The 11,441-nt window shown below is 39.9% G+C and carries 7 protein-coding genes; all 7 read right to left on the reverse strand.

What is annotated here, in order from left to right:
* Nucleotides 1-20: 20 nt before the first annotated feature.
* The 7 genes from CXF71_RS17455 to rpoC all read right to left on the reverse strand — a co-directional run bounded on the left by CXF71_RS17455 (nucleotide 21) and on the right by rpoC (nucleotide 11,437).
* On the reverse strand, nucleotides 21-509 hold the full coding sequence (locus tag CXF71_RS17455; protein WP_101234235.1) for a hypothetical protein: 489 nt from the start codon (nucleotides 507-509) through the stop codon (nucleotides 21-23).
* Nucleotides 510-1,008: 499 nt separating this feature from the next.
* Complete coding sequence (gene epmA, locus CXF71_RS17460; protein WP_101234236.1) at nucleotides 1,009-1,986, reverse strand: elongation factor P--(R)-beta-lysine ligase; 978 nt, start codon at nucleotides 1,984-1,986, stop codon at nucleotides 1,009-1,011.
* 311 nt (nucleotides 1,987-2,297) lie between these two features.
* The gene (tuf, locus tag CXF71_RS17465; protein WP_070375043.1) at nucleotides 2,298-3,482 is read right to left on the reverse strand and encodes an elongation factor Tu; all 1,185 of its coding nucleotides are present in this window, start codon (nucleotides 3,480-3,482) and stop codon (nucleotides 2,298-2,300) included.
* Nucleotides 3,483-3,579: 97 nt separating this feature from the next.
* A complete protein-coding gene (gene fusA / locus CXF71_RS17470) occupies nucleotides 3,580-5,679 on the reverse strand; it encodes an elongation factor G (protein ID WP_101234237.1) in 2,100 nt (699 codons plus the stop codon).
* Nucleotides 5,680-5,932: 253 nt separating this feature from the next.
* Complete coding sequence (gene rpsG, locus CXF71_RS17475; RefSeq protein WP_101230188.1) at nucleotides 5,933-6,403, reverse strand: 30S ribosomal protein S7; 471 nt, start codon at nucleotides 6,401-6,403, stop codon at nucleotides 5,933-5,935.
* A gap of 117 nt (nucleotides 6,404-6,520) precedes the next feature.
* Nucleotides 6,521-6,895 carry a 30S ribosomal protein S12 gene (gene rpsL / locus CXF71_RS17480; RefSeq protein ID WP_011045492.1) on the reverse strand — a complete coding sequence of 125 codons (375 nt, stop codon included), beginning with the start codon at nucleotides 6,893-6,895 and terminating at the stop codon, nucleotides 6,521-6,523.
* 324 nt (nucleotides 6,896-7,219) lie between these two features.
* Nucleotides 7,220-11,437, reverse strand: a complete 4,218-nt coding sequence (gene rpoC / locus CXF71_RS17485; RefSeq protein WP_101234238.1) for a DNA-directed RNA polymerase subunit beta' — start codon at nucleotides 11,435-11,437, stop codon at nucleotides 7,220-7,222.
* Nucleotides 11,438-11,441 lie beyond the last annotated feature (4 nt).

An 11,441-nucleotide genomic window follows, 5' to 3' on the forward strand; every position in this document is an offset into this window, starting at 1 on the left:
AGTCCTGCTTTAATGGCTTGTTAGCAATCAAAGCCTAGAGACTTAGCGTGTTCCACAACTAAGCCATGTCCCGATAGCATATATGATAACCTTATTTTAGTGCCGCTTTTGAAAGTAAAAGCATACCAACTACATGCGCTATTAAATTCAACCGACTCCAGATTGCTCCAGCTTTCTTTTTTAGAACCAGACCACGGCGTTTTTAACTCAAGTAATTCGTCATTAAATTTACCTTTAACACCAAATCCTTCGGCTAGAGAGAAAAAAGAAATCCCCCCGAACATTAAAATAAGGATGCTTAGGGCAATGTATTGCCCTCCATGATCTGTGAACGCTACAATATAAATAAGGCCGAAAGTAGCAAATAAAGTTATCCAACCAAAAGAGAAAACAAACAAGCCATATCTTAGATTTCCATCATAAGATTTATGACTATTTCTATTTGAAATGTATGCACATAAAGCAACCGCAATAATGCCACCGATAATACCTGAATCAACACCGAACATTAATGGAATCCTCCTTGATTGCTAACAGCTTATTATGGAGACTTCTCAGTAATGTCCATCCCATAACCTTTAATTAATTCTTATTAATATCCCATAATTTCAAGGCTTTAGAAACGACAAATATTTTATTTTTATCGTAACTTGGATATTACCGCGAAGTCTCAGTAATATCCAACATGGAATAATACATTATTACACATAAAATCAATGCATTAGGGCTTTATACAGATGTTTTTAGGTTATTACTGAGACTTCTCAGTAATACGATATGAATTATTCATTAGAAAATATATCGCAAATATTTCGAAGCTAACTTCCGCTTAGCCAATCATTATTTAGTTGGCTGTCGACCTGCTTAGGTCAACTAAAGGGGCTACTGTTGACCTCGAAAAACACTCACAATGTAAAACTCTTACTTCTTCTATGCGCACCAAGTTATCTTAACAAAGCACTTTGAGGAAAACTCAATATGACATATCTCAATTTTGTTTATTTACCATTAAGCTCGTTCTATTGAAAAACTCTGTACTTCACTTATATTTTTAATATCAAGCGCTAGCATCACCAGTCTATCAATTCCTAAAGCAACACCTGAACACTGTGGTAATCCATGGGTTAAGGCGGCAATAAAATTTTTATCTATTGGTTTAACCGGCAAACCTTGAGCTGCTCGTTTAGCATTATCTTCTTCAAATCTAATTTGCTGCTCATTGGCATCAGTTAATTCATTAAAACCGTTAACTAACTCAATACCTTTGAAGTAACATTCAAACCGTTGTGCCACCCGAGAATCGTCAATTGATCTTTTTGCCAATGATGCTTGAGCTATCGGAAAGTCATAGATAAATTGCGGCTGGTTGATGCCAATGGTTGGTTCAATTATTTCAGTAAAGATAAATTGCAGTAGCAAGTCGACATCATTCATTTCAATTAGCCAATCAGCAGATTTAGCATACTTGTTTAAAATCTCAACAAGCTCATCAAAACTTGCCTCTAATGGGTCAACAGCAACGGTGGTAATGAAGATATCTTGATAGCTAGTAAATAACGCCTTATTACCACCTAAAACGACTTGAAGTAGTTCAGCCACCTCAGACATCAAGTCGAACTGGTCAAAGCCGATACGATACCATTCAAGCATCGTAAACTCAGGATTATGATTCTTACCTGACTCTTCATGACGAAATGCTTTAGAAATTTGAAAAATACAGCCATAACCTGAAGCAAGTAATCGCTTCATATGAAATTCTGGTGAGGTTTGTAAAAATAATTCGGTAGAGTGACCCGCTGGACTATTTGCTAAAAAATCATACTTGCATGAGATAGCATTTAAATAGACGTCTGTCACTGTACCTTGAGATAAGGCTGGGGTTTCAACTTCAACAACTTTACGCTGCCTAAAGAATTCTCTAACTTGGTGTAATACTTCCGAGCGCTTTTGCGCATTCTGCCATGAAAGTGTTGGTTGCCAGTTCATTAGTGATCCTTTTGGTGATGATGGTCGAGACAATGGATTTCCGATCAGAAATTTCGGAAATGACGACTGATATTTTATAGGCTATTGCGAGGTAATCAATCAATTTACTTAATATATCACTCAATAAATGACTTAGCTGTTTATCAAATTTCAGGCACAAAAAAGGCCGCGTTAGCGACCTTTCTTAGATATTGATACTTAATTTCTAATATGCATTTGCTTAGTAACTGATGATTTAACAAGGCGTAGGCACGGAGTTGACGTTAGTCAATGAGTACCTACAACGACGCTAAATCGAAGTTAGTGGCAAATTAAGCAATAATTTTAGAAACAACACCAGCACCAACAGTACGACCACCTTCACGGATAGCGAAGCGTAAACCTTCGTCCATCGCTACTGGGTTGATTAGCTCAACAACAAACTTAAGGTTGTCGCCAGGCATTACCATTTCAACACCTTCAGGAAGCTCTACAGCACCTGTGATATCTGTTGTACGGAAGTAAAACTGTGGACGGTATCCTTTGAAGAATGGAGTATGACGACCACCTTCATCTTTACTTAGTACGTATACTTCTGATTCGAACTTAGTATGAGGAGAAATTGAACCAGGCTTACATAGTACTTGACCACGTTCAACATCTTCACGCTTAAGACCACGTAGAAGAACACCACAGTTCTCGCCAGCACGACCTTCGTCAAGAAGCTTACGGAACATTTCAACACCAGTACATGTTGATTTTTGTGTATCACGGATACCAACAACTTCTACTTCTTCACCAATTTTGATGATACCACGTTCAACACGACCCGTTACAACAGTACCACGACCAGCAATTGAGAATACATCTTCGATAGGCATGATGAATGCTCCGTCGATTGCACGCTCTGGCTCTGGAATGTAGTTATCAAGTTGATCAGCAAGTTCAATGATTTTTGCTTCCCACTTTTCGTCGCCTTGAAGAGCGCCTAAAGCTGAACCTTGAATTACAGGTAAATCATCACCTGGGAAGTCATATTCAGAAAGAAGTTCACGGATTTCCATTTCTACTAATTCTAATAACTCTTCATCATCAACAACATCACATTTGTTCATGAATACGATGATGTATGGAACACCAACTTGACGAGATAATAAGATATGCTCACGTGTTTGTGGCATAGGACCATCTGTAGCAGCAACTACTAAGATAGCGCCATCCATTTGTGCAGCACCAGTGATCATGTTTTTGATGTAATCGGCGTGACCAGGACAATCTACGTGTGCGTAGTGACGAACTTCAGTATCGTATTCGATGTGAGAAGTATTGATTGTAATACCACGTTCACGCTCTTCAGGAGCATTATCGATTTGTGCGAAATCTTTAACTTCACCACCGTGTACTTTAGTTAATACCGCAGAGATAGCAGCAGTTAAAGTTGTTTTACCGTGATCTACGTGACCGATTGTACCAACGTTAACATGCGGTTTTAAACGTTCAAATTTTGCTTTAGCCATTTTTCAATTACCTTAAAGTTTAGTAAACTATATAAATTAAAAGGCGCAGTCAAAATGACCTTGCCAGATGTAAATTAAATATTCTTTAATGGATGCTCTAACGAGTTTCCATAATTTTTTGTGCTACCATTTTCGGCGCTTCATTATACTGCTGAAACTCCATAGAGTAAGATGCACGTCCTTGAGTAGCACTACGCAAGTCGGTAGCATAACCGAACATTTCGGCTAATGGTACCAATGCATTTACAATTTTCAAACCGGCAGGACCTTCATCCATGCCGTCAATCATACCGCGTCTACGGTTTAAGTCACCTACAACATCACCCATACTGGTTTCAGGAGTAGTAACTTCTACTTTCATCATCGGCTCTAAAATAACAGGGTTTGCTTCAAGTGCACCTTTTCTAAAGCCCATAGAAGCAGCGACTTTAAATGCTATCTCGTTAGAGTCAACATCATGAAAAGAACCATCATAAAGCGTGACTTTAATGTCTAATAATGGATATCCGGCTAAAACACCGCTATCCATTTGCTCTCTACAGCCTTTTTCTACTGCAGGGATAAATTCTTTTGGTACTGCGCCGCCAACAATTTCGTTAACAAACTCAAAACCAGCACCTTCTTCGTTTGGTTCCATCTTCAACCAAACATGTCCAAATTGACCTTTACCACCAGATTGACGTACAAATTTACCTTCCACTTCAACCGTACTACGAATGGTTTCTCGGTAAGATACTTGTGGGTTACCAACGTTACACTCAACACCAAACTCACGCTTCATACGTTCGACAAGAATATCCAAGTGTAGCTCACCCATACCTGAGATGATGGTCTGTCCAGTTTCATCGTCAGTTGCCACTCTAAATGATGGGTCTTCTGCGGCAAGTTTACCTAACGCAACACCCATTTTCTCTTGTGCTGCTAATGTTCTCGGCTCAACTGCAACTGAGATTACCGGTTCAGGAAACTCCATACGCTCTAACGTAATAACATGCTTAACATCACATAAAGTATCACCTGTTGTGACATCTTTCAAACCAATTGCAGCAGCTATATCACCGGCGCGAACTTCTTTAATCTCTTGCCTGTCGTTGGCGTGCATTTGTACAATGCGACCAAAGCGCTCTTTCTTACCCTTTACAGGATTGTAAACGCTATCACCTGTTTGCACTACACCCGAATATACTCTGAAGAAAGTGAGTGTACCAACAAATGGATCAGTTGCTATTTTAAAAGCTAGCGCTGAAAATGGTGCATCATCATCAGCAGAGCGAGTTCCTTCAGTTTCATCTGCATCATCATTAATACCGGTAATCGCTGCAACTTCTGTAGGCGATGGTAAGTATTCAACAACGGCATCAAGTACAGCTTGAACGCCTTTATTTTTAAAGGCACTGCCACAGCTACACAAGATAATTTCATTTGCGAGTGTACGCGCACGTAAACCTATTTTAATCTCTGCTTCGGTTAAATCTCCTTCTTCAAGGTATTTATCCATTAACTCTTCATTGGCTTCTGCCGCTTCAGAAATTAAATTTTCTCGCCATTCTTCTGCCATATCTTGCATATCGGCAGGAATTTCTTCGTAGCTAAATGTCATTCCCTGGTCACTTTCGTTCCAGTTAATAGCTTTCATTTTAATAAGGTCAACAACACCTTCGAATTCGTCTTCTGCACCGATAGCTAAATGTATAGGGACTGCATTTGCACCTAGACGGGTTTTAAGTTGCTCGACGACATATAGAAAATCGGCACCTGTTCGATCCATTTTGTTAACAAAAACAATACGTGGTACGGCATATTTTTCCATTTGACGCCAAACCGTTTCGGTTTGGGGCTGAACACCAGAAGAACCACATAACACAAGTACCGCACCATCAAGTACACGTAAAGAACGTTCAACTTCTATGGTAAAATCAACGTGACCTGGGGTATCAATAATATTGATACGGTGAGAGTCAAATTGACCTTCCATGCCTTTCCAGAAACAGGTAGTTGCTGCTGAAGTTATGGTGATACCACGTTCTTGCTCTTGTTCCATCCAGTCCATAGTGGCCGCGCCGTCATGCACTTCACCAATCTTATGAGATAGACCTGTATAGAATAATACACGTTCTGTGGTTGTCGTTTTACCTGCATCAACATGCGCACAGATACCAATATTACGGTAGCGCTCTATAGGGGTGATACGGGCCAAGATGTTATCCTCTTACTATTACAGGCTATTTCAACAAGCAATGCCTGTTAAATGTTATTAAGTAAGCATTCATTTTTGAGTCAGCTAAAAGACCCAAACACTTAATTAATAAAACTTTTATTAATTATACGAACTAACTAAAAGTACAAGTCCGTAAAAAGAGTATGGCTAGCAAGAGTAACTCTTGCTAGCCATGTACCTACCTTTAATAAACATCCAAAGGTAGGTAATACAATCAGTCAATACTGCTAGTTTACCAGCGGTAGTGAGCGAATGCTTTGTTAGCGTCAGCCATACGGTGAACGTCTTCACGTTTCTTAACCGCTGAACCTTTGCTATCAGACGCATCTAACATTTCGTTAGCTAGGCGCTGAGCCATTGATTTTTCACCACGTTTACGAGCTGCTTCAACTAACCAACGCATGGCTAGAGCATTACGACGCACTGGACGTACTTCAACTGGAACTTGATAAGTAGAACCACCAACACGACGAGATTTAACTTCGACAGATGGGCGGATGTTATCTAAAGCTTCTTCGAAAAGCTCTAACTGAGGCTTTTCAGATTTGTCAGCTAAAATATCTAATGCACCGTAAACAATTTTTTCGGCAGTAGATTTCTTACCATCAACCATAAGGATGTTGATGAATTTTGCTAAAAGTTCGTTATGGAACTTAGGATCTGGCAATATTTTACGTTGCCCAACGACGCGTCTTCTTGGCATCTTAATTCTCCGTAGTATTCAGGATAAATCCAAAATATATAAATTTTAAAAATTTCTTAATTTGGCCTTACTTAACGTTTTTTTCTTTTACCTAGCTAGTAGGTAAAGGAAGGAAACTTAAGATTTAGGTCGTTTAGCACCGTATTTAGAACGGCCTTGTCTTCTATCGCTTACACCAGAACAATCTAGCGCGCCACGAACAGTGTGATAACGCACACCTGGTAAATCTTTAACACGACCACCACGGATTAAAATCACGCTATGCTCTTGTAAGTTGTGACCTTCACCACCGATGTATGAAGTTACTTCGAAGCCGTTAGTTAAACGAACACGAGCTACTTTACGTAAAGCTGAGTTAGGTTTTTTTGGTGTAGTAGTGTACACACGAGTACAAACACCACGACGTTGTGGACAAGCTTGTAGCGCCGGAACGTTACTTTTTGTTACCTGTCTAACACGTGGTTTACGTACTAGTTGGTTAATAGTTGCCATTATAGCTCCTGATTAGTTGTTACCAAGGAAAGTAGCCTTGATAAATAATTGCGTAAACTTTAAATCAATGGGAAAAGTTTACCCGCTCGTAAAATATTTACCTTATAAAAGGGTGAAATTCTTCACTCTTTTTACATTAAGCACATTGAGTACAGAATATAAGGTCGCGAAATTCTATAGGTCAATGATTGAGCTGTCAAGGTTTAACTGCGATCGGTATTATGATCTTCCGCTAAAAACGAAAAACCGCACCCCTTTCAAGGCACGGTTTTTATAATAACATTTTACTATAGGGTTAGCAGAGCTAGCCTTTATAACAAGATATTAGTTATTACCTGACAGTAAATCACCATTTAAGGCATCCATAAGGGCCTTTTCTGCATCATCTGCTGATACAGTTGTGTCTACTTTTTCTTTCGCTTTAGCTTTCGCTTTAGCACGTTCTTGATGGTAAGAGTAACCGGTACCTGCTGGTATTAAGCGACCAACGATAACGTTCTCTTTCAAGCCACGAAGACCATCTTTCTTACCTGCTACAGCGGCTTCTGTAAGCACACGGGTAGTTTCTTGGAAAGATGCTGCTGAAATGAATGATTCAGTTGCCAATGATGCTTTAGTAATACCCATCATCTGCATTTCATATTCAGCTGGACGTTTGCCTTCAGCTTCAAGTTCACGGTTTGAGATATTAACTCGCGCCACTTCAACTTGCTCGCCTTTAAGGAAAGTAGAATCACCTGCATCAAGAATTTCACACTTACGGATCATTTGACGTACGATAACTTCAATGTGCTTATCGTTAATCTTAACACCCTGTAGACGGTAAACTTCTTGTACTTCGTTAACAATGTAGTTAGCAACTGGAGCAACACCACGTAAACGCAAGATATCATGTGGAGATTCAGGACCATCGGCAATAACTTCACCTTTGATTACTGGCTCACCTTCATAGATATTCAATAGACGCGTTTTCGGGATCATCTCTTCGTAAACTTCACCGCTAGGCTGAGTAATCAATAAGCGTACTTTACCTTTGGTTTCTTTACCGAAAGCAACAACACCTGTTTTCTCTGCAAGAATCGCAGGAAGTTTAGGTTTACGCGCTTCAAATAAATCAGCTACACGTGGAAGACCACCGGTAATATCGCGAGTTTTTGAACTTGCTTGTGGTATACGAGCTAGTGCATCACCAACGCCAACATCCGCGCCATCTTCAAGATTAACAATCGCATTACCTGGTAAGTAATAAAGTGCTGGTATTTCTGTACCAGCAATCATTACTTCATTGCCTTTCGCATCAACAAGTTTCAATGCTGGACGCATTTCTTTACCTGTCGTGTTACGTTGAGCCGCATCAGTAATAACGATACTTGATAAACCTGTTAACTCATCAGTTTGGCGAACCATAGTTATGCCATCTGCAAGGTCAACGAATTGAACCTTACCAGCAACTTCTGTGATAATAGGGTGAGTATGCGGGTCCCAATTAGCGATAGTATCGCCAGAGGTAACTGCTTGACCGTCATTTTTAGAAAGTACAGAACCGTAAGGTACTTTATAACGTTCTTTCTCACGACCCATCTCATCAATGATAGTTAACTCTGATGAACGTGATGTAATTACAAGATGCTTATCTGAGTTTGTAACAAACTTAGCGTTTTGTAATTTCAAATGACCAGTATTTTTAACTTGTACGCTGTTTTCAGCAGTAGCACGAGATGCAGCACCACCGATATGGAACGTACGCATGGTAAGCTGTGTACCAGGTTCACCAATTGATTGTGCAGCAACTACACCAATAGCTTCACCTTGGTTGATCATATGACCACGAGCCAAATCACGACCATAACAGTTAGCACAAATACCAAAGTCAGTTTTACAGGTAATGATTGAGCGTACTTTAATTTGATCTACTGAATTTGCTTCAATAAGATCACAAAGTGCTTCATCAATTAATGTATTACGTGGAAGAAGTACTTCTTCTGTGCCTGGGATAAGTACATCATCACAAACAACACGACCAAGAACTCGTTCACGTAAAGGTTCAACAACATCACCACCTTCAATCAATGGTGTCATTAATAAACCGTCATGTGTACCACAATCGTGGTTTGTTACCACTAAATCTTGTGCAACATCAACTAATCGACGAGTTAGGTAACCCGAGTTAGCTGTTTTAAGCGCGGTATCGGCAAGACCTTTACGCGCACCGTGAGTTGAGATGAAGTATTGTAATACGTTCAAACCTTCACGGAAGTTAGCTGTGATTGGTGTTTCGATGATTGAACCATCTGGTTTAGCCATCAAACCACGCATACCAGCTAGCTGACGAATCTGCGCAGCACTACCACGAGCACCCGAGTCAGCCATCATAAAGATAGAGTTGAAAGAATCTTGTTCTTCTGGCTCACCTTTAGCATTGATAACAGTTTCTTTAGATAAATTGTCCATCATTGCCTTCGAAACTTTTTCGTTAGCAGATGACCAGATATCAATTACTTTGTTGTATTTTTCACCAGCAGTTACAAGACCTTGCTCAAACTGAGCTTGAATTTCAGCAACTTCAGCTTCAGAATCTTCAATGATAGTGTACTTAGCATCAGGAATAACCATATCATCGATACCAACAGAACAACCTGCGATCATCGCATAATGGAAACCTGTGTACATGATTTGGTCAGCAAACATTACCGTTTCTTTTAAACCTAAGTTACGATAAGCATGGTTAATCAATTTAGAAATTGGTTTTTTACCAAGTGGTCGATCAATTAGGTCATAAGGTAAGCCCTTAGGACATACTTGCCACATAATGGCACGACCAACCGTAGTATCACGTAATGCAGTAACTGGTTCCCATTCACCGGCAGCGTTTTTAACGTGCTCAGTAATACGAACTTTAACGCGAGCGTGAAGTTCAGCTACACCTGTACGGTAAGCCTTTTCTACTTCTTTCTCGTCGGTAAAAATCATACCTTCGCCTAAACCATTTACACGATCGCGTGTTAGGTAATAAAGACCTAATACAACATCCTGTGATGGAACGATAATTGGCTCACCGTTAGCTGGTGCTAAGACGTTGTTCGTTGACATCATCAACGTACGTGCTTCCATTTGTGCTTCGATTGTCAACGGTACGTGTACCGCCATTTGGTCACCATCGAAATCGGCATTGTATGCCGCACAAACTAGTGGATGAAGATGAATTGCTTTACCTTCAATCAACACAGGTTCAAAAGCTTGGATACCCAATCTATGAAGTGTTGGTGCACGGTTAAGCATTACTGGATGTTCGCGGATTACTTCATCAAGTACATCCCAAACTTCAGCGCCTTCACGTTCAACTAATTTCTTAGCCGCTTTAATCGTAGTAGCTAAACCACGACGCTCTAATAAACCATAAATAAATGGCTTGAATAACTCAAGTGCCATTTTTTTAGGTAAACCACATTGATGTAGTTTAAGCGTTGGACCAACCGTGATTACAGAACGACCAGAGTAATCAACACGCTTACCTAGTAAATTCTGACGGAAACGACCTTGCTTACCTTTAATCATATCGGCAAGAGATTTAAGAGGACGTTTGTTAGAACCCGTTATAGCACGACCACGACGACCATTATCTAAAAGTGCATCAACAGATTCTTGTAACATACGTTTTTCGTTACGTACGATAATATCTGGAGCAACTAGGTCTAGAAGACGTTTTAGACGGTTGTTACGGTTTATAACACGACGGTAAAGATCGTTAAGATCAGAAGTCGCGAAACGACCACCATCTAGTGGTACTAATGGACGTAAATCTGGCGGTAAAATTGGTAGAACATTCATAATCATCCACTCAGGCTTGTTGCCTGAAGCAGCGAATGCTTCCATTAATTTTAAACGCTTAGTGATTTTCTTACGCTTAGTTTCACTACCAATCTCAGGTAATTCTTCACGCATTTGCGCTACTTCACCGTCTAAATCGATTTGTTGTAGTAAAGCTAAAACAGCTTCAGCACCCATTAGGGCGTCGAATTCATCACCGTGTTCTTCTAACGCGTCAAGATATTCTTCTTCTGTTAGAATTTGGCTTTTTTCTAATGTTGTTAAACCTGGCTCGGTTACAACATATGACTCGAAATAAAGCACACGTTCGATATCACGTAATGTCATATCTAGTAATAAACCAATACGTGAAGGTAATGATTTTAAGAACCAGATGTGAGCTACTGGACTTGCTAATTCGATATGACCCATACGGTCACGACGAACTTTAGTCAATGTAACTTCTACGCCACATTTTTCACAGATAACACCACGATGCTTTAAGCGTTTGTACTTACCACAAAGGCATTCATAGTCCTTTACTGGCCCAAAAATACGTGCACAGAATAAGCCGTCACGTTCTGGTTTAAAAGTACGGTAGTTAATGGTTTCTGGCTTTTTAACTTCACCAAATGACCAAGAACGCATCAAATCTGGTGATGCTAAGCCGATGCGAATACCATCGAAATCTTCGGTTTGATTCTGTTGCTTAAGAAACTTAAGTAAATCTTTCACACAC

This window comes from Colwellia sp. 12G3 (genome assembly GCF_002836775.1).
In the GTDB taxonomy this organism is placed as follows: Bacteria; Pseudomonadota; Gammaproteobacteria; order Enterobacterales; family Alteromonadaceae; genus Colwellia.

Excerpts from the sequence above, each read along its gene's own strand:
- CXF71_RS17455 (WP_101234235.1), bottom strand. The coding sequence starts at position 509 with ATGTTCGGTGTTGATTCAGGTATTATCGGTGGCATTATTGCGGTTGCT.
- epmA (WP_101234236.1), bottom strand. The coding sequence starts at position 1,986 with ATGAACTGGCAACCAACACTTTCATGGCAGAATGCGCAAAAGCGCTCG.
- tuf (WP_070375043.1), bottom strand. The coding sequence starts at position 3,482 with ATGGCTAAAGCAAAATTTGAACGTTTAAAACCGCATGTTAACGTTGGT.
- rpsG (WP_101230188.1), bottom strand. The coding sequence starts at position 6,403 with ATGCCAAGAAGACGCGTCGTTGGGCAACGTAAAATATTGCCAGATCCT.
- rpsL (WP_011045492.1), bottom strand. The coding sequence starts at position 6,895 with ATGGCAACTATTAACCAACTAGTACGTAAACCACGTGTTAGACAGGTA.